The organism is Myxococcus sp. AS-1-15 (assembly GCF_020037055.1).
In the GTDB taxonomy this organism is placed as follows: Bacteria; Myxococcota; Myxococcia; order Myxococcales; family Myxococcaceae; genus Myxococcus; species Myxococcus fulvus.
Genome location: NZ_JAIQDF010000008.1, coordinates 185,270 through 203,857 on the forward strand (window position 1 = coordinate 185,270; position 18,588 = coordinate 203,857).

The 18,588-nt window shown below is 72.2% G+C and carries 13 protein-coding genes; 4 read left to right on the forward strand and 9 right to left on the reverse strand.

All coding sequences use genetic code 11. From position 1 onward, the window contains the following. The first annotated feature begins 70 nt into the window (after positions 1 to 70). Positions 71 to 472 carry a hypothetical protein gene (locus K8625_RS22370; protein ID WP_223750384.1) on the forward strand — a complete coding sequence of 134 codons (402 nt, stop codon included), beginning with the start codon at positions 71 to 73 and terminating at the stop codon, positions 470 to 472. Here K8625_RS22370 and K8625_RS44215 read toward each other — a convergent pair. Together K8625_RS44215 and K8625_RS22385 are read right to left on the reverse strand one after the other, a co-directional pair. Further along, positions 439 to 6,150: an AAA family ATPase gene (locus tag K8625_RS44215; protein ID WP_305070912.1), complete on the reverse strand. Its 5,712-nt coding sequence runs from the start codon at positions 6,148 to 6,150 to the stop codon at positions 439 to 441. The two genes, K8625_RS22370 and K8625_RS44215, sit on opposite strands and share 34 nt — an antisense overlap. A 179-nt stretch (positions 6,151 to 6,329) precedes the next feature. Continuing rightward, on the reverse strand, positions 6,330 to 7,403 hold the full coding sequence (locus tag K8625_RS22385; RefSeq protein ID WP_223750382.1) for a gamma carbonic anhydrase family protein: 1,074 nt from the start codon (positions 7,401 to 7,403) through the stop codon (positions 6,330 to 6,332). A 277-nt stretch (positions 7,404 to 7,680) separates the two neighbouring features. On the opposite strand from K8625_RS22385, the gene K8625_RS22390 reads away from it, so the two are divergent. Beyond that, entirely contained in the window at positions 7,681 to 9,099 is a 1,419-nt protein-coding gene (locus K8625_RS22390) for an MATE family efflux transporter (RefSeq protein ID WP_223783839.1), read from the forward strand. An 8-nt stretch (positions 9,100 to 9,107) separates the two neighbouring features. On the opposite strand, the gene K8625_RS22395 is transcribed toward K8625_RS22390, so the two are convergent. The 5 genes from K8625_RS22395 to K8625_RS22415 form a co-directional block, all read right to left on the reverse strand. After that, positions 9,108 to 9,527 carry a VOC family protein gene (locus tag K8625_RS22395; RefSeq protein WP_141327056.1) on the reverse strand — a complete coding sequence of 140 codons (420 nt, stop codon included), beginning with the start codon at positions 9,525 to 9,527 and terminating at the stop codon, positions 9,108 to 9,110. A gap of 46 nt (positions 9,528 to 9,573) precedes the next feature. After that, positions 9,574 to 9,987, reverse strand: coding sequence for a hypothetical protein (locus K8625_RS22400; protein ID WP_141327058.1), 414 nt, complete (start codon positions 9,985 to 9,987; stop codon positions 9,574 to 9,576). 99 nt (positions 9,988 to 10,086) lie between these two features. Then, entirely contained in the window at positions 10,087 to 11,124 is a 1,038-nt protein-coding gene (locus tag K8625_RS22405; protein WP_223783840.1) for an ABC transporter ATP-binding protein, read from the reverse strand. After that, positions 11,124 to 12,788, reverse strand: a complete 1,665-nt coding sequence (locus K8625_RS22410) for an iron ABC transporter permease (protein ID WP_223783841.1) — start codon at positions 12,786 to 12,788, stop codon at positions 11,124 to 11,126. The genes K8625_RS22405 and K8625_RS22410 overlap by 1 nt, the downstream gene beginning before the upstream one ends. Then, the gene (locus K8625_RS22415; protein WP_223783842.1) at positions 12,785 to 13,831 is read right to left on the reverse strand and encodes an ABC transporter substrate-binding protein; all 1,047 of its coding nucleotides are present in this window, start codon (positions 13,829 to 13,831) and stop codon (positions 12,785 to 12,787) included. Before K8625_RS22415 ends, K8625_RS22410 begins: the two co-directional genes overlap by 4 nt. 141 nt (positions 13,832 to 13,972) lie before the next feature. Here K8625_RS22415 and K8625_RS22420 point away from each other — a divergent pair, with 141 nt between their 5' ends. Further along, complete coding sequence (locus tag K8625_RS22420) at positions 13,973 to 14,467, forward strand: MarR family winged helix-turn-helix transcriptional regulator (protein WP_223750377.1); 495 nt, start codon at positions 13,973 to 13,975, stop codon at positions 14,465 to 14,467. A gap of 84 nt (positions 14,468 to 14,551) precedes the next feature. On the opposite strand, the gene K8625_RS22425 is transcribed toward K8625_RS22420, so the two are convergent. Beyond that, entirely contained in the window at positions 14,552 to 15,808 is a 1,257-nt protein-coding gene (locus tag K8625_RS22425) for an SO2930 family diheme c-type cytochrome (RefSeq protein WP_305070696.1), read from the reverse strand. A gap of 28 nt (positions 15,809 to 15,836) precedes the next feature. Next, on the reverse strand, positions 15,837 to 17,342 hold the full coding sequence (locus K8625_RS22430; RefSeq protein WP_223750376.1) for a parallel beta-helix domain-containing protein: 1,506 nt from the start codon (positions 17,340 to 17,342) through the stop codon (positions 15,837 to 15,839). A gap of 209 nt (positions 17,343 to 17,551) precedes the next feature. On the opposite strand from K8625_RS22430, the gene K8625_RS22435 reads away from it, so the two are divergent. Continuing rightward, on the forward strand, positions 17,552 to 18,481 hold the full coding sequence (locus K8625_RS22435) for a DUF3445 domain-containing protein (RefSeq protein WP_223750375.1): 930 nt from the start codon (positions 17,552 to 17,554) through the stop codon (positions 18,479 to 18,481). Positions 18,482 to 18,588 lie beyond the last annotated feature (107 nt).

Below are 18,588 nucleotides of genomic sequence, written 5' to 3' on the forward strand. Positions count from 1 at the left end.
CGACACCCGGGGGGCCATCATGGGCCTTCCGGGTGTTGCTTTTTCCCGGGGCACGCAAGGGAGCATGCGGATGGCACGTGACAGCGCGGCGAAGCCGGGTGGCACCTCGTGGGGCCGGTACGGCTGCGGCGTGTCGCTGCTGGTGTTCGTGCTCGTGCCGGGACTGGTGCTGTTCTTCTCCTGGCTGAGCGCGCGCGTCCTGACGCCGCGCAGGGAGCGGCAGGTGCAGGCGCGCGTCGCGGGGTTCTGCGGCGAGGTGAAGGCGGGCGAGCTGCCCGAGGACGCGCTGGAGCGCTCGCGCTCGCTGGGCTACCCCGTCCGGCTGGAGGGCTCCGTCGCGAAGCGGCTGCGCATCCTCCGCTTCGACGCGCCGGTGAGCCAGATGCTGGGCTGCGAGCTGCACACGGACGCCGCGGGCCGGGTCAGCGCCACGAAGCCCTATGTCATCTCGATGGAGTACGAGGACTTCTGAGCCTCGGGGTCGGTCGGCAGCTCGACGGTGAAGGTGCTGCCCTCGCCGGGGGTGCTCTCCACGTGGATGGAGCCCCCGAGCGCGGTGAGGATTTCGCGCACCAGGTGCAGCCCCAGGCCCAGGCCGCCGTAGGCGCGCACGGAGACGGCGCGCTCGAAGCGCTCGAAGATGTCGGCGAGCCGGTCCTCCGCGATGCCGATGCCCTGGTCCGTCACGCTCACGCGCACCCGCCCGTCGTCCTCCCACGCGCGCAGGGTGATGGGCTTGCCCGGGCCGAACTTGAGCGCGTTGGACAGCAGGTGCACCAGCACCTGCCCCAGCCGCGCGCCGTCCCAGTTCCCCCACAGCGGACCGTCGATGTGCAGCTCCAGCGCGCAGCCGGCGCGCTCCAGCGGCTCGGCGAGCCTGCTGGCCGCGTGGCGGATGAGGTCCGCCAGGTCCACGCGCGACAGGCGCAGGTCCATGCGCCCGGCCTGGAGCCGTGAGATGTCGAGCATCTCCTCCACCAGCGTGGCCAGCTTCAGCGTCTGGCCGTCCAGCGTGCGCAGCGCGCGCACGGCGTGGGGCGGCAGCCCGGGCGGCGTGTGGCGCAGGAGCGTCTGCACCATGAGGCGCAGCGAGGTGAGCGGCGTGTTGAGCTCGTGGGAGGCCACGCTGAGGAACTCGTCGCGCAGGCGCACGGCGTCCTGGGCCTCGCGGTAGAGGCGGGCGTTGTCCAGGCAGACGGCCACGCGGCGCGACAGCTCCTGGGCGAGCCCCAGGTCCGCCTCCGTGTAGCGCCTTCCGGGCGCGCCGGAGACGAAGGTGGCGACGCCCAGCGTCTTGCCTCCGGCGATGAGCGGCACGTGCATGGCGGCGCGTGAGCCGATGTCGCGCAGGGTGTCGATGTACTCCTGGCCATGGCCATGCTCGCGCAGGATGAAGTCGGGGACGTCCTCGCGCAGGAAGGGCTGGCCGGTGCGCAGCGCGTGGACGAGGGCGGGCGGGGACGTCCAGTCCACCGGGTACCGCTCCAGCATCTGCTTCAGCCGCGCCTCCTTGCGCGCGTCCACGTGCGTCGCCGACAGCACCCTCAGGTGCTCGCCGCGCTCGACGACGGTGACGATGCACCAGTCCGCCAGGAAGGGCACCACGCGCCGCATGGCGTTGCCCAGCATCACCTCCACGTCCAGCGACTCGGCCAGGGCCAGCCCCGTGTCCGCCAGGAAGCGCACGGCCCGCTCCGCGCGGCGGCGCTCCTGCACCTCCACGTGGAGCTGCTCGAACAGGCGGCTGTTCTCCAGCGAGATGGCGATCTGCGACGACAGCGTGCGCAGCACGCCCACGCGCTCCGGGGTGAAGGCGCGCGTGGCCAGGTCGTTCTCCAGGTAGAGCACGCCCACCGTGTTGCCGTGGCGCTGGATGGGCACGACGAGCGCCGACTTCACCGCGCGGCGGACCACGTAGGCGTCCCCCACGAAGCGGCCCTGGTGCGCGGCGTCGGCCAGCACCAGCGTCTCACCGGTGTGGAAGGCGTGCTCCACCAACGTCACCGGCACCTGGGGGCTCGACTCCAGCGGGGTGCGCTCCAGGCTGACCGGCTCGGAGCTGGCGCCCACGGCGCAGACCTGGAGGCTGCCGCCCTCGTCCAGCACCAGCGCCCCGCGCGTGGCCCCCGCCGCCTCGAAGCACACCGCCATCAGCTTCTCGAGCAGCCGGTCCAGCACCACCTCGCTCACCAGCGTCTCGGAGGCCTTGAGCAGGGTGAGCAGGTCCAGCGAGGCCCCCGGCGGCGTGGGGCCCGTCGTGATGGCGCCGGGCTCCGTCCAGGGCCGGTCCAGCCGCGTCGCCAGCTCCGGGAACTCCTCCTCCAGCTGCGCCACCTTCGCCTGCGCGCCCCAGCGCACGTAGCAGTCCAGCGCCGCGCGCAGGTACAGCGGCACCAGGCGCCGGTGGCCCTGCTGCTGGTGGAACCGCCCCGCCAGCTCGTGGGCCAGGGCCTCGTCCTGGAGGAAGCCCTCGGTGTGCGCGCCGTCGATGGCGCTGTCGTACAGCCGCATCGCCTCCAGCGCCCGGTCCTCCAGCCGCGCCACCTCCGCCGCCACCAGCTGGTGCTTGTGGCGGAAGTTCTCCGGGCACGTCCGGGCCCACGCCTCCAGCCTGCGCTGGTTGGCCTCCACGTGGGACAGCAGGGCCTCCTTCTCCAGCGGTGTCCGCGACGCGCGCGCCAGGAGCGTCAGCGAGGTGAGCACGTTGAAGTCCACGTTGCGGAAGAAGCCCTGCGTGTAGTGCACGTAGGGCAGGGCCTCGCGCGACATGCGCAGCGCCTCGTCGAGGTCGCCCATCACGTAGGCGACGAACAGCTTCATCATCGCGAGCAGGTAGAGGTTGGTCTGCTCCACCCGGTCCGACGCGAGGTAGGCGCTCTCGTCGAAGTCGTCGTCGTCCAGCCGCGCCGGCGTGCGCGTGCGGCCCTGGAGCGCGCGGATGGCCTGACGGTAGAGCAGGGACACGTCCACCATGCCCTGCACGTTGGCGCGCCGGGAGTAGGAGAGCGCGGTGTCGATGGAGCCGAGGATGCGCACCAGCTCGGTGCCCATCGCCAGCTCCGTGGAGACGACGGTGGTGAGCGCGTAGCTGGTGAACTGCAGGTCACCGCTGGCCAGCCCCGTCGTCACCGCCCGGCGCAGCAGGGACAGGCTGGTGCGCAGGGGCGCGCGCCAGTGGTTGACGTTGAGCGTGAGGCTGATGAGCGCCCGGCACTCCTGCCTGGCGTCGCCCAGCTTGCGCGCGAGCGCCACGCCCAGGTGTCCGTAGGCCTGGGCCTCCTCCACCTCGCCCCGGCTCGCCAGCAGCATGCCCTGCACGGCGTACACGGCCGGGGCCCAGCGCGAGCTGCCATGCTCCAGCGTGAGCGCCAGCGCCAGCGTGTTGAGCCAGGCGAACAGGTCCGGGTCCACGAAGAAGGCGGGCGTGACGAGCTCCGACAGCAGCTGCACGCAGGCCAGGTGCCCGCTGTCCGTCATCATCGGCGCGTCCAGCAGCGCCTCCACCCGGCGCCCGTCCAGGTGCCGGCGCACGCGCGCCTGTCCCTCGGCGAGCGCCTCCGTGTAGCCGTGCTCGGGCAGCTCCACGCCGAACAGGCGCAGCCCCTCGCGGCCCGCGGCGAGCGCCTCCGGGTAGCTGCCCGTCATGAGGTTCGCGAGCACCTGGAGCACGTACAGGTCCGCCTTCTGCGTCGCGGACGCGGCGTGCGTGTGCGCGGTGTGCAGCAGCTCCTCCGCCAGCCTCCCGTTGCCGGAGAGGTACGCGCACTCGGCGGCCTCCCGGTGCACCTGGAAGAGCCGGGCCTGTCGCCGAAGTCCCCCGTCCGAGGGCAGCAGCGACAGGCCGCGGGTGAAGTACACCAGCGCCGCGCCGAAGGCGGAGGCCCCCTTGGCCTTGAAGCCCGCGCGGAAGAACAGCTCCGCCAGCTGCTCGCGCTCCTCGCCGTCGTCCAGCTGGCCGAGGCCCCGGTACAGGTGGTCCACCACCGCGAACAGGCGCTCCTCCAGCGCCTCGCCCCTCGCGCCGTGCCACAGCTTGCGTCCCACGGCCAGGTGCAGCGCCTGACGCTGGTCCTCGGTGAGCAGCGAGTACGCCGCCTGTCGGACGCGGTCGTGCGCGAAGCGGTAGGTGGCCTCGCGCCGAGCGCCGTCCGTCGTCGCCGGCGCGCGCGCGGGCTCGCTCTCGGGGACGAGCAGCCCTTCTCGCAGGAGGCTCCACAGCGCGGAGGCCGCGTCCTGCTCGTCCTCGTCGACGAGCGACGACAGGAGCCCCAGCTCCACCTGGTCCCCCAGGCACGCGGCCACCTCCAGCACGTACTGGGTGCGCTCGGGCAGGCGGCGGATGGCGGCGAGCAGCAGCTCCACCACGTTCTCCGTCACCTCCACCCGGGACAGCCGCTCCAGCTCCCAGGTCCACGTGCCGCGCTCCCAGTCGAAGCGCAGGAGCCCGGATGCGTGCAGCAGGCGCAACAGCCGCGTGAGGAAGAGCGGGTTGCCCGCAGTCTTGCCCGCGAGCAGCCGGGCCAGGGGCGCCACCCGCGCGGGCTCCAGCTGGAAGGTGTCCGCGCACAGCGCGGTGACGGCGCCGACCTCCAGCGGCGCCAGCTCCAGGTCCTGGACCGGCAGCGTGTCCTGCTCCGCGAGCACGTCGAGCAGGCGCGACAGCGGGTGTCCGGGGCCCACCTCCTGCGGTCGCCACGCGCCGATGAAGAGGACGTGTCGCGAGCCCGGGTCCGTGCACAGGCTCTCCAGCAGGTGGAGCGAGCCGGGGTCCGCCCACTGCAGGTCATCCAGGAACAGGATGAGCGCGTGCCGGGGCGTGGCCAGCGACTGCACGAAGGACTGGAAGAGCAGGTGGAAGCGCGCGGCGGCCTCCACCGGTCCCAGCGCGGGCGGCACCGGCTGCGGCCCGAGCAGCACCTCCAGCGCGGGCACCACGTCGGTGATGACGCGCGCGTGCGGCCCCAGCGCGCCCAACAGGCGCTCGCGCCAGAAGTCGCGCGACGGGGGCGACTCCTCCAGCAGCTCGCGCATCAGCCCCTGGAACGCCTGCACGAAGGCGGCATAGGGCACGGTGCCCTGCAGCTGGTTGAACTTGCCGGTGAGCAGCCGGTCTCCAGGGAGCGCGTCGCGCGCCAGCTCGTGCACCAGCGCGGACTTGCCGATGCCCGCCGCGCCCGACAGCAGCACCAGCTCGCTTCCGCCCCGGCGCACGCGCTCGCGGGCCGCGCGCAGCGCCTGCTGCTCGGGCTCACGGCCGTACAGGCGCTCCGGGAGCGACAGCTGGTGGGCCAGGTCCAGCCGCCCCAGCGTGAAGTCCCCGTCGTTCTGACGCCGGCTGGCCTCGAGCAGGTCCGACAGGAGCGAGTCGGCGCCCTGGTAGCGCTCCTCCGGCATCTTCGCGAGCAGCTTGAGGACGATGTCCGAGACGATGCGCGGCACGGCGGGGTTGACGAAGGCGGGCGGCACGGGCGCGCGGGCCAGGTGCGCGTGCACCAGCTCCACCGGGTCCGGGGAGGTGAACGGCGGCAGCCCCGTGAGCAGCTCGTAGAAGGTGGCGCCCAGCGAGTACAGGTCCGCGCGGTGGTCGATGGGCCGGTTCATCCGTCCCGTCTGCTCCGGGGCGACGTACGGCAGGGCCCACTGCAGCTCGCCGGGCAAATCACTGCTGGGGGCGATGCCCGAGACGCGCGTGGCCAGGTCCAGGTCGATGAGCGTCAGGTGCGTGCCGTCGGCGCTCATCACCAGGTTGGTGGGGTTGAGGTCGCGGTGGATGACGTGCTGCTCGTGCAGGCGGGTGAGGATGCCGGTGAGCTGGAGCGCCAGCGCCATGAAGCGCTCCAGGTCCACGGGCTTGCGGCGCAGCCACTCCTGCAGGTTGTGCGGCCCCGCGTCCTCCAGCACCAGCGCGGGCGGGTGCGAGGGCGCGTCCTCCAGCGACACGACCCGCGCGAGGTCGGGCACGGTGTCGCGCAGCCCGGTGAGCAGCGCGTGCTCGTGGCGCAGCATGGGCGCGCTGCCGGCGGCGAGCGGCCCCTGGCGGACCTGCTTGATGATGAGGGGCCGGCCATCGCGTGCCCAGGTGCGGAACACGACGTACCGGCGTCCCCGATGGATTTCCTGAAGGCCTTCGGTGCCCGGCGCCTGCCACATCGTTCGTCCCCGCCGCGAGGCGAGGTCCTCCGTCCGTCCCCCAGGCGCGCGGACGTTTCCACGCGCGGGCGGGCCCGTTCCCTCAGGATTTGGACGAAGGCGCCCCTCGGCACGCGGGAGCGCAGTCGACAGCGGGCAGCGGGGCGGGGCCTCGCGGCATGCCCGGGCGACGAGCGGCTTCAGCTGACGCGGCGCAGCTCCGGCAGGTCCTCCGGCTTGAGCGCCCAGGGCGGCGTCGCGGGCAGCGCGGACAAGAAGCCCGTCTGCACCGCGGGGAAGCCATCCACCTGGGCCGCGTCCGGGAAGAGCGAGCCGGGGCGCACCATGCTGCCCGCGCCGACCAGGCAGCCTCGCCCCAGCCGGCTGCGGTCGCAGAGGATGGCGCCCGCCTCCACCACGGTGCCCGCGCCCACGAAGCAGCCGTGCACCAGGCAGCCCGGTCCGATGATGGCCCCATCCTCCACCACCAGCGTGCCCCCCGGTTGCAGCTGCACCACGGCGTTGGCGTGGATGCGCACGCCCGCGCCGATGCGCAGCGGCGCGTGGGACTCGCCGATGATGCGCACGCCGGGGCCGATGATGGCGCCGGGGCCGATGAGCACGTCGCCCGTCACCTCGGCGGAGGAGAACAGGGTGGCGGTGGGGTGGACGAGCGGGTGCTTGTCTCGGAGGGAGTAGAGCTGTCCCATGGGTGCATCCTCGGCGCGGTCTCTGGCGAAGAAAGGGGTGAGGGGTTGTTGGGGAAGGGTGAGTGAGCCGCCGCGCGAGGCGCGCAGCCGCTCCAGGTCGCCGGTGTCCACGCGCCGCACGACGCGCGCGGGCCGGCCGACGACGACGGAATCCGAGGGCACCCACATGCCGGAAGGCACCAGCGCCCCATCCGCCACCAGGCAGCGGTCGCCCAGCCGGGCGTCCGGTTGGAGGATGGCCCCCGGGCCCACGTCGCACAGGTGGCCCACCGACGCGCCGAGCACCAGGCTGCGCGGGCCCAGCGTCGTCTTCTCGCCCACCACCACGGGATGACGCGCGGTGCCGACGACGGTGGTGTTCTCCCGCAGCGTGGAGCCCGCGCCCAGTTGAACCGCGCCCTCCGGAGAGCAGACCACCGCGCCCTGCGCGAGGTGGACTCCGGGTCCCAGGTGCACGCGCCCCAGCACGCGCGCACTGCTGGCCAGACGGAAGTGCGCGGTGCCCGGACTGGGGACTGACGGGAACAGCGAACGAGAGAAGCTCGGCATCATGAGTGGGCGCAAGCTACACCTCGCCTCGGCGATGAAGGACCGCCCGGAGGCGCTGGAGTGGTGTCGGAGGTGCAACGGCGAACAGCGCGTAACCCGGCCCCGGGTCTGGGGTGGGTGACGGCCATCCACGCCCGCCCGGGCGCGGAGGACAAGGCCGAGCGTGCGCACCCGCCCCGCCGCGAGGCGCCGTGCGGGTCAGCCGGCCGCGCGCCGCGGCGTCCTGGACGCCGTCGCCCCTTCCTGACAGAAGGGCCCGAGGCTCGGCGGGGCGGTCCAGGAGGCAGCACACATGTCGCAGGTGGAGGGGCGGGAGTCCGTGCCGCGAGAGGGGTTCTGGGCGTCGCTGAAGGAGGCCATGCACGGCACGGAGAAGGACCTCACGGGGCTGCCCGTGAAGCGCGCCATCTTCCTGCTCGCGGTCCCCATGGTGCTGGAGATGGTGATGGAGTCCATCTTCGCGGTGGTGGACGTCTTCTTCGTCGGGCGGCTGGGCGCGGATGCGGTCGCCACGGTGGGGCTGACGGAGTCGTTGCTCACCATCATCTACGCGGCGGCCGCGGGGCTGAGCATCGGCGCCACCGCGCTGGTGTCGCGGCGCATCGGTGAGAAGAACCCGGAGCAGGCCGCGCGCACGGCGGTGCAGGCGATTGGCCTGGGCGTGTTCCTGGCCATCCCCCTGGCGGTGGGCGGCGTGGTGTTCTCGCGCTCCCTGCTGGAGCTGATGGGCGGCGAGCCGTGGGTGCTGGAGCACGGCGTGCGCTACACGCAGGTGATGCTCGGCGGCATGGGCACGGTGCTCCTGCTGTTCCTCATCAACGCCATCTTCCGGGGCGCGGGGGACGCGGCCATCGCCATGCGGGTGCTGTGGCTGGCCAACGCCATCAACATCGTCCTGGCGCCGATGCTCATCTTCGGCGTGGGCCCCTTCCCGGAGCTGGGCGTCATGGGCGCGGCGGTGGCCACCACGTTCGGCCGGGGCTGCGGCGTGGTGTACCAAATCTACCGGCTGGCCCGGGGGGGCGGGCGGCTGCGCGTGCGCTGGGAGCACGTGCGGCTGGAGCTGGGCACCATGCTCTCCATGCTGCGGCTGTCGGGCGCGGGCACGGCGCAGTCGCTGGTGAACACCACGAGCTGGGTGGTGCTGGCGCGCATCGTCTCCACCTTCGGCAGCCAGGCGGTGGCGGGCTACACCATCGCGATGCGCATCGTGCTCTTCGCGCTGCTCCCCTCGTGGGGCCTGGCCAACGCGGCGGCGACGATGGTGGGCCAGAGCCTGGGCGCGCGTCAGCCGGAGCGCGGCGAGCAGGCGGTGTGGACGGCGGGGCGCATCAACGCCGTGTTCCTGGGCTCGTTGGGGGTGTTGTTCGTCGCCTTCGCCCAGCCGCTGGTGGGCACCTTCTCCCCGGACCCGGTGGTGGTGGACCACGGCTCGCACGCGCTGCGCATCATCAGCGGGGGCTTCCTCTTCTACGCCTTCGGCATGGTGCTGACGCAGTCGTTCAACGGCGCGGGGGACACCACCACGCCCACGCTCATCAACGTGTTCTGCTTCTGGATTCTGGAGCTGCCCCTGGCGTGGGTGCTGTCGGGGCCCCTGAAGATGGGGCCCTCGGGCGTGTTCCTCTCGCTCACCGTGGCCTTCTCCGTGCTGGCGGTGCTCGCGGCCCTCCTCTTCCGCAGAGGGCGCTGGAAGCTGCGCCAGGTGTAGGCGCCACGTCAGACGCCGTGCGCGCCGCCCGCGGACTCGTCCCAGAAGGACGCCTCAATCTTGTGGCCGTCCAGGTCCTTCACGAAGCAGCCGTAGTAGGGCGCGCCGTACTGCGGACGGGGCCCGGGGGCGCCGTCGTCGGTGGCGCCCGCCGCGAGCGCGGCCTGGTGGAAGGCGTGCACGGCCTCCTTCGATGCGGCGATGAAGCCGAAGTGGGTGCCATTGCCGACGTTGGCGCGCTGCCCGTCGATGGGGGCCTGCACCCAGAACTCGGGGAACTGCTTGCCGTAGGCCACGGCGTTGGGGAAGTCGAGCACCCGCTTGCAGCCGAGGGTGCCGAGGACGGCGTCGTAGAAGGCCACGGCCTTCGCGAAGTCGTTCGTGCCGAGGGAGACGTGGGAGAGGATGCTCGGGTTCGAGTCGCTCATGGGTGCGGCTTTAACCCGGCCCGAGCCTCCTCGCGCGCCCAATCGCTCAGGGGCAGTAGGGGCAGGACGGCATGCCCGGGTTGTCCGCCTCGAACTGGGCGTACACGCGGCAGTTGTCGTCGCGCCGCGACGTCTGGCCCTGGCAGCCGTAGTGGTACGCGGCCTGGCAGAAGGAGGAGGACTGCGGGTCGGCCGAGGGGCCCGAGTACGGGCTGTTGCACGCGCTCGACGTACCGCCGCACTCGTCCGCGTCGTCCTTCAACTCCGAGTAGGAGCAGGAGCTGCCCTCGCCATACGCGGAGCAGGTGCTGTCGGACGGACACCACTTGCAGGCGTTGGCGACGTACTCACTGGCGCAGCCGCCACAGGTGGAGATCTCGGTACAGACGTCGTCCTCGAAGCAGGCGGTGAGTCCGAGGCACGACACGAGGAGCGCGAGCAGGGCGATGGGGCGAAACACGAGGACTCCGGGAGTCGGGGGTGACGCTGGGAGTCTCCCCGGAGCGGTTCGTCCCGGGCAATGAGTCCGAAAACATCCAGGTGCCCCCGAGCCCACGCCTCACCGTGGGGCGAAGAGGCGGACCTTGCGCAGGCGGACGTGGAGTGTCTGGCCCGCGCGCACCTCGAGTGGAGGGGCCACCGCGCGCAGGAGGGTGCTGCCGACGGGGAAGCGGTACTCGGCGGCGTGGCCCAGGAACAGGCGCGCGGACAGGGGCAGGGGCGTGCCGTGCTCGCCGAGCTCCACGTCCTCGGGGCGGACCACCAGGGTGGTGGGGCCCGGCGGGGTGGCGGGAGTCCCGGGTGGCAGCGCGAACCCCGTGCCTCCAGGGGTGGTGTGGAAGTGGCCCTCGCGCACCTCGCCCGTGAGCACGTTGGCGCCGCCGACGAAGCCCGCGACGAACGGGGTGGCGGGCTCGCGGTAGAGCGTCTGGGGCGAGTCGACTTGCTCGAGCACGCCCTGGTTCATCACCGCGATGCGGTCCGACAGCGCGAGCGCCTCGCCCTGGTCGTGGGTGACGAAGACGAGCGTGGTGCCCAGCTTCGCGCGCAGGGTGGCGAGCTCCGCGCGCAGCTCCTCGCGCAGCGCCGCGTCCAGGTTGGAGAGGGGCTCGTCGAGCAGCAGCACGCGGGGGCTCGCCACCAGGGCGCGCGCGAGCGCCACGCGCTGCAGCTGTCCTCCCGACAGCTCGTGGGGCCTGCGCGTGGCCAGGTGCTCCAGGCGGACCTGTCGCAGGGCCTCGCGCACGCGGGTGGCCAGCTCCGCCTTCGGCACGCGGCGCAGCACCAGCGGATAGGCCACGTTCTCCTCGACGGAGCGGTGGGGCCAGACGGCGTAGCCCTGGAACACCATGCCCAGCCCGCGCCGCTCGGGCGGCACGCGCACGCCGGGGCCCGCCACCGTCTCCTCGCCGATGCGGATGACGCCCGAGTCCGGGTGCTCCAGGCCCGCGAGCATGCGCAGCGTCGTCGTCTTCCCGCAGCCGGAGGGGCCCAGCAGCGACACCAGCTCGCCCTCGTGGACGTCCAGGCTCAGCCCGCGCACCACGGGTGTGGCGCCGTAGGCCTTGAACACGGACCGCAACGCAATCGCCGCCATCACCGCGTCTCCGTCGCGCGACGCGACACCAGCGCGAGCACCGCTTGTCCCGCCACCACCAGCGCCACGAAGGCGCACGCGAGCACCGCCGCGGAGGCCGGGTCCGCGTAGCTCTGCAGGTCGAACAGCAGCTTGCCCAGCACCTCCGAGCCCGCGGGCACCAGCAGCACGGACATGGTGATTTCCGTCGCGCACGCCAGGAAGGTCAGGATGAAGGCCACCGTCAGCGCGGGACGCAGCAGCGGCAGCGGCACGTCCAGGAACGCGCGCAGCGGGCCCGCGCCCGACACGCGCGCCGCCTCCGTCAGCGAGGGGTCCAGCTGCGCGAGCGCCTCCGAGGCGTTGCGGGTGCCCAGCGCCAGGTACTTCGCCGCGTACGCGACGAGCAGCAGCCACGGCGTGTGCGCCAGCGCCAGCACGAAGGCCACGCGGTCCACGAGGATGAAGCGCCAGTCGCGCGAGAACGCGACGAGCAGCGCCAGCGCCAGCACCGTGCCCGGCACCGCGTAGGGCCAGACGGCGAGCGCCTCCACGCCCGCGCCCAGGCGACGCCACGCCCGCTGGAGCAGCGCCGCCGACAGCCCCAGGCCACACACCAGCGCGCCCGCGCCCGTCGCGAGCAGCAGGCTCAAGCCCGTGGCGCGCAGCGTGCGCGGCTCGAACAGCACGCCGGACCAGTGCGACAGCGTCAACTCCTCCCACGCCAGCCGGGCCCCGAAGCCCCGCTGCAGCGAGGTGAGCAGGATGGCGCCCAGGGGCAGCAGCACCAGCAGCACGCAGGCCGCCGCCACGCCACCGGTGGCCAGTCTCCGCGCGCGGCCCAGGGACAGGGGCCGTGGAGACAGCCCCTTGCCCGCGCTCAACCGCACGCGCCCCGAGCGCCCCAGCGCCCACGTGGCGAAGAGCGACAGCGGCGTGAGCAGCAGCAGCACGAGCGCGAGCGTGCTGGCGCGTCCCAGGCCCTCGTCGCCCAGCAGGACCAGCTCGTAGATGCGCGTGGTGAGCACCCGCGTGGGCGGCGTCGCGGACACGCCCAGGAGGTACGGCACGCCGAACGACGACGCGGCCATCAGGAACACCATCACCGCGCCGGAGAGCAGCGACGGCATCACCAGCGGCACCGTCGTCGTGAGCAGCGCGCGCAGGGGGGAGGCGCCGCACACGCGCGCGGCCTCCTCCAGCGCCGGGTCCACGCGCCTCAGCGCCGCGGCGCCCGCGAGCAGCACGAGCGGGAGGCCGGACACACCCTCGACGAAGGCGATGCCCACCGGGCCGTGGATGTCGAGCGTGCCCGCGCCCAGCAGGCGATTGAGATAGCCCGCGCGAGGGCTCGCCAATGACAACCACCCCATGCCCCAGATGAAGGCGGGGATGGCGGAGGGCAGGGTGAAGAGCACGGTGAAGGCGCCGCGCAGCGGCAGGTCCGTGCGGAACAGCAAGAGCGACAGCGGCGTGCCCAGGCAGAGCGCGAGCAGCGCCGCGCCGCCGGAGATGGCCAGCGTGTTGAGCAGCGCCCCCGCCTCCGCGCCCAGGCCGCTCATCCCCGCGTCGCCCGTCTGCGCGCCGAGCCCGCGCGCCAGCAGCGCCACCACGGGCCCCACCGCGAAGACGAGCAGCGGCAAGAGCCACGCGCCGAGCCCCACCCACCGCGTGGGCACCCTCATCGCGCGAAGGCCCGGCTGAAGGCTTCCTTGATGGCGCTGCCCCGCGTGAGCCCCTGCTCCAGCAGGGGCGGCGTCCACGGCTGCGTGCGTCGCAGCAGCGCGTCCACGCCCGGCTCCTCGCGAGGGCCCGGCAGCCGGGGGTCCACCGCGTGCATGTCTCCCTTCTCGACGATGAGGCGCTGGCCCTCGGGAGACAGCATCACGTCCACCACGGCGCGGGCGGCCACGGGGTTCGGCGTCCCGGCGAGGATGGCCACGGGGCCGGGGATGGTGACCGCGCCGTCGGTGGGCCAGACGATGTGCAGCCTGCTGCCGCGCGCCCGGGCGGCCAGCGCGTTCTCGAGCAGCAGCACGCCCGCGTCGGCCTCGCCGCTCTCGACCTTCTGGAGCACCGCCGCGTTGCCGCCGGCCACGAGCGCGCCGTGCTCGCGCAGGCCGGTGAAGTACGCCTCGCCGTACCTGGAATGACAGAACACGGCCCACGTGAAGGCGGTCCCCGACGTGAGCGGGTCGCCGATGGCCACGCGTCCCTTCCAGCTCCCATCCACCAGCGCCGCGAAAGAGGTGGGCGGAGGCGGAGAGCCCTCGCGATGCACCAGCACCATGGTGGACACGCGGATGGAGGCGTAGCGGGCATCCAGGTCCACCAACGCGCGCGGGGCCCGCAGCACGTGCACGGACGCATACGGCAGGAGGGCCCCCTCGCGCGCGAGCCGCTCGACGAGGAACGGGTCCGACGCGGAGAGGAGGTCCGCGCGCACGGCGCCCGCGGCGCGCTCGGCCTCCAGGCGACTGGCCACCTTCTCGCTGCCGGCCTGGTACCAGCGCACCGTGACGCCGGGGAGCTTCTCCTTCAGGAGCGGCTCCATCGCGTCCAGCACGTGCTGATACATGGACGTGTAGACCCAGACCTCGCCCGATGGCGCGCCCTCGTGCTTGTTGGCGGCGCCGGACGCGGGCGCCGCGGACTCGATGCGGCACGCGGCGAGCACCGCCAGCGCGACGGCGAGGCCCAAGGCCCGGGCGAGGAGGGGAAGGGACATGGGGGCGGGATTATGCGACACGCCTGCGGAAAGTCCTGGGGGGCGATGTCACGAAAGGACCCACGGGTCGACGACGACAAGGCCAGGTCCAGGGAGGACCCGCATTGCACAACCCGGGATGTGAATGCGACACAGTGGCGCATGTCACGCCGGATGGAAGACGTGGACGTGCGCCCCGAGTCGCTGGACCTGGGGTACCTGGCCCTCTTCGTGGGGCAGCGGATGAACGACCAGGTGCTGGAGGAGCTCCACGGCGCGGGCTTCACCGGGCTGCGCCACTCGCACGGCCATGTCTTCCAGCACCTGCTGGGCGGCGCGCGCTCCATCAGCGAGCTGGCGAAGCTGTTGGGGGTGACGCAGCAGGCGGCGTCCAAGTCCGTCGCGGAGCTGGAGTCGCTGGGCTACGTGGACAAGACGGAGACCGGGGACGCGCGCGTGCGTCAGGTGGCCCTGTCGCCCCGCGGGCTCGCGTCGGTGGAGAAGTCCCGGGCGCTGCGCTCCGCGCTCCAGAAGCGCTTCGAGCGCCAGCATGGCGAAGGCCCGCTGCAGGAGGCCCGCACGCTGCTGGCGGGCATGCTCGTGTCGCTGGGCGGTGAGGACGCGGCGCGCCGCCGCCGGGTGCGGCCGACTCGCTGAGGCCCGACAAGGCGAAGGCCCTCCGCCGTGCCTCGAAGGGGCAGCGGCGAAGGGCCTTCATCCACACCCAGGACTGTCGCGCCGCTACTTGCAGGACCGCGGCGGCATGGCGTCAATCCAATCGGCGATGAGCTGCGAGCCCACGTCATGGCGCAGGGCGCGGCCAATCTCCGGCATCATCTTCCCCGACTCCTCGGTGTGCAGCCGGTACCAGAGGATGGACGTGGAGTGGTCTCCGGGGACGATGTCGAACTCACCGCCCACGCCGCTGCCCGCGGAGCCCGGGCGCTTGCAGTAGCCCAGGCTGAACTCGTCCGTCGTCTTGATGTCCAGGAACAGCCGGCTGGTGATGCCCGGCTGCGCCTTCGGGTTGTGGCAATGCGCGCAGTTGATGTCCAGGTACGTGCGCGCCCGCTCGGCCACCGTGGCCTCCGTGGCGTCGAACGCGTTCGGCGCGCGGGGGATGTTGGCGGAAGGCAGGTTGCCCAGCTTCCCCAGCGCCGCCAGGTGCTGGAGCTGGTTCACCGGCTGCCCGTCGTAGACGTGCTCCCGGTTGAGGTAGCGCGCCTTCACGCCGATGGGCACCAGGTACTGGTTGTCCTGCGCGTCCACCTCGTGGTGGCACTTCTGGCACTGGTTGCGCTGGGGTACCAGGTAGTTGAACGTCTTCTTCACGCCCTCGGCGTCGATGAACTCGAAGTTCTCGAATACGTAGCCGCCGACGACCTTGGTCGCCTCTGTCAGCGCGTCGTTCCAGACGTAGGGATACGCCTCCCAGCCGCTCGGCTGTCGCACCAGGATGCGTGTCTCCAGCGGGCGCACATTCTTGTCCGGCTCCCGGAAGTCCGCCGGGTACGCGAACGTCTTGGTGATGATGGTCCCCACCGGCAGGTCCAACACGTCGTTCGCCGAATACAGCGCCTTCTTGCCGTCCGGCACGTACAGCGTGCGGGACTTCAGCGAGTAGTCGGAGAACAGCGGCGTGGTCAGCTCGTACGGGATGTTGCCCGCCACGGGCTGGAAGTCCCCCGTCGCCGGCGTGCCCGTGAAGAGCTTCAGGTCCGACAGCTTGTTCGGGATGACCACCGTGCCCGGAGGCCCGGCGTCGGGCGTGCCCGCGTCGGGGGGACCCGCGTCCGGCACCCCCGCGTCGGGGGGCCCCGCGTCCGGGCCCGAGTCCGGCGCACCCGCGTCCGGCGTGCCGGCATCCCCTTGCGAGGGATTGCCCGCGTCCGGCGTGGGCTCGTTGCCCGGTGGGTCCTCGTCACCGGAGCAGGCGGCCACCGCCGCGGCGAGCAGCACCGCGGCGAGGCCCAGATGTTTCGTGTACGGCGCGCGCATGGCGACGGGCGTCCTCGGTCCGCTCACTTCAGGGGAGGTCCAGCGCGGGCGCGAAGCCGCGGCAGTTGAACGGCTCGGCGCCCTGGTCGTAGCGCGCCGTCGCGGCCCACGCCGCCGCCGGGTTGGGCGTCTGCGCCGTCAGGTACGCCTGCACCGACTGCAGGTCCAGGTCCACCACCGCCTGCTTCGTCGTGGCCGGCACCGTGTTGTTGTAGAAGCACAGGTTCAGCGCGTTGGGCTCGCGGCCCTCGGCGCGCGGCGCCGGGTCGATGCCGTCCCACAGCACGTGCTCCACGCGCTCCACGCCGTGCACCGCCTTGCCGTACGCGTACAGGTTGAACATCAGCGCGCCCAGCGGGCGCTTCTGCAGGTCCGGCTGGCCGTTGTCCACGTTCGCGCCGCTGCCACCCAGGAACGTGTTGTCGTGGATGGACACATCGCCCGTGTTGAAGTTGAAGAAGCCCGCCGACCACAGGATGGGGTTGGGCTCGATGGCCAGGCCGCTGAGCACCGCGATGTCCACGGAGCCGTTGTCACCCCACGTGTTGCCCACGAACTCCACCCGGCGCGACGCCAGGATGAACGTGCCCGTGCCCGCCGGCACCTGCGACACCGTGCTGCTGCTGGCCGTCACCGACGCGAAGTTCGGCCGGTTGTTGCCCGTGATGGTGTTCTTGGTGATGAGGATGTCGGTGCCCTTGATGGGGTTGCCCGGCAGGTCGAACACCACCAGGCCCGTGGTGTTGTCGATGGCCGTGTTGCCCTCCACGTAGGCGAAGCGCGTGTTCTCGATTTCGATGCCCGCCACGTTCTTCTTCGCGATGTTGCGCCGGACGATGGTGTAGCGCGTCTGGCCCACGTAGATGCCCGCGTCCGCGGCGTTGTACGCCTCGCAGTCCTCGATGAGCACGTAGCGCGACTTCACCGGGTAGATGCCGTACTTGCCGTTGTTCTCGTCGTTCTCCACCGCCCACTCGGTGCGGATGCGCTGGATGAACACGTTGGACGAGTTCTCCACGCGCAGCGCGTCCTTCTTCGCGTTCCACAGCGCCACGTCCTTCACCGTGAACAGCTTGCCCACCACGTCCAGGCCGTTGGTGTTGGCCACTGCGTTGGAGAAGTCCAGCACGGTGCTGGCGGCGCCGCCGGTGCCCTCGCCCTGCGCGCCCCGACCCGCGCCGACGATGGTGATGCCGTCCTGGCGGATGGTCACCGCGTTGTTGAACTTGAACGTGCCCGCGCCCAGCTGCACCGTGGTGCACGGCTGCAAGTCATTGACGGCGTTCTGCAGGTCCTGCTCCTGACCCGGATTGAAGGTCAGCGTCTTGCGCTGCGCATCGGTACACGAGAACTCGGCGGGCCACACGTCACCTGAGTCCGGCGTGCCGGAGTCGGGCGTGCCGGCGTCCGTCGCGGGCTCTCCCGGGCTCGGGTTGGGGCTCGCGAACTGACGGTCCTCGTCGTCGTCCGAGCAGGCGGGAAGGGCCAGCAGACTCAGCGCGGCGACGAGCACGGCACGTGACAGACGGTTCATCAGGGTTCCTCCAGGAGTCGGCCATGCCCCCCTCGTGTCTCGACGGGGAGCGGAGCGGGGCGGGGCCAAGGGATGGCGCGAATCCTCATCCCGCCCGCGCCCGACCTCAAGGGTGAGGTGAGGATTTCCTTCGCGCCTGGGTTTCGTGACGCGCTGCGATGTGCAAGGAATGGCAGGCTGTATTTTTCTCGGGTCGGAGCTTCGTCCACGTGCTGCCCTACTTCCCCTTCGAGCAGGACGCCTACGCCATGGCACTTGGAGTGCGCGCCTTGCGTCCCGGTGAAACACTCATCGAGGTAGACGCAGCGCATTATCGCGCTGAGCTGGCGTTGAAAGCCTCGCTGCTCGGCGAGGACCCGCACGCGCGCTTCCAGGCGCAGCCGGGCACCGGGCCCCAGCAGTGGGAGGTGTTGCGGCTCTTGCTGTCGCGCATGGCCGAGCAGACACCGGAGTCGTTCACCCTGCGGGTCGACGACGACGGGCGCTGGCATTGGCACAACACGCTCACGGGCGACGCGGCCTCCTTCACGCCGGGCCAGGAGGACGGCCTGCCGTTCGCGCCGCTGGATTGGGTGGGGAGGCAGGTGCAGGAGGACCTGCTGGTGCTGGACGGCACGCGCGAGGGCTGCCCGCTCATCGCCGGACAGCTCTGCTTCCCCTCTGGCTGGAGCCTGGGGGAGAAGCTGGGCAAGTCCCTGCTCGCGGTGCACGCGCCGGTGCCGGGCTTCGCCGAGCAGATGGGCCGCGGCACGCTGAAGCTGCTGGAGGGCCTCAAGCCGGGCCGCCCCGTCACCCGCTGCAACTGGGCCGTCACCGTCACCGACAGGCTGTGCATGGAGCCGCGCTCCTTCCCCGAGTGGCGCCACCTCTTCGAGGGCCTCACGCCCGACAACGCCGGGGAGCGCTGCTTCCTGCGCCTGGAGCGGCAGACCTTGAGCCGCCTGCCCCAGACGGGCGCCATCCTCTTCACCATCCACACCTACGTGGCCCCGGTGGCCGGCGAGGTGCCCACGCCCGAGCGCCGCCAGCGCCTGGCCCGCGTGCTCGCCACCGTCCCGGACGACCTGAGCGGCTACAAGCGCCTGGGCCCCCTGCGCGAGCCGCTCCTCGCGTACCTGCGCCGCCCTGGCGCTTGTTGACGCTCGAGCCCGGAGTCCCTTCGCGTTCGTAGGGCCTCGGGATGGTGGGTGGAGAAATATCCTACCCGGATGAAACGAGGGCGGCGGATGGGCGTCGCGGTGCGGCG

Coding starts and splice junctions, on each gene's coding strand:
- K8625_RS22370 (WP_223750384.1), top strand. CDS start 71: ATGGCACGTGACAGCGCGGCGAAGCCGGGTGGCACCTCGTGGGGCCGG.
- K8625_RS44215 (WP_305070912.1), bottom strand. CDS start 6,150: ATGTGGCAGGCGCCGGGCACCGAAGGCCTTCAGGAAATCCATCGGGGA.
- K8625_RS22390 (WP_223783839.1), top strand. CDS start 7,681: ATGTCGCAGGTGGAGGGGCGGGAGTCCGTGCCGCGAGAGGGGTTCTGG.
- K8625_RS22395 (WP_141327056.1), bottom strand. CDS start 9,527: ATGAGCGACTCGAACCCGAGCATCCTCTCCCACGTCTCCCTCGGCACG.
- K8625_RS22405 (WP_223783840.1), bottom strand. CDS start 11,124: ATGGCGGCGATTGCGTTGCGGTCCGTGTTCAAGGCCTACGGCGCCACA.
- K8625_RS22410 (WP_223783841.1), bottom strand. CDS start 12,788: ATGAGGGTGCCCACGCGGTGGGTGGGGCTCGGCGCGTGGCTCTTGCCG.
- K8625_RS22415 (WP_223783842.1), bottom strand. CDS start 13,831: ATGTCCCTTCCCCTCCTCGCCCGGGCCTTGGGCCTCGCCGTCGCGCTG.
- K8625_RS22420 (WP_223750377.1), top strand. CDS start 13,973: ATGTCACGCCGGATGGAAGACGTGGACGTGCGCCCCGAGTCGCTGGAC.
- K8625_RS22425 (WP_305070696.1), bottom strand. CDS start 15,808: ATGCGCGCGCCGTACACGAAACATCTGGGCCTCGCCGCGGTGCTGCTC.
- K8625_RS22430 (WP_223750376.1), bottom strand. CDS start 17,342: ATGAACCGTCTGTCACGTGCCGTGCTCGTCGCCGCGCTGAGTCTGCTG.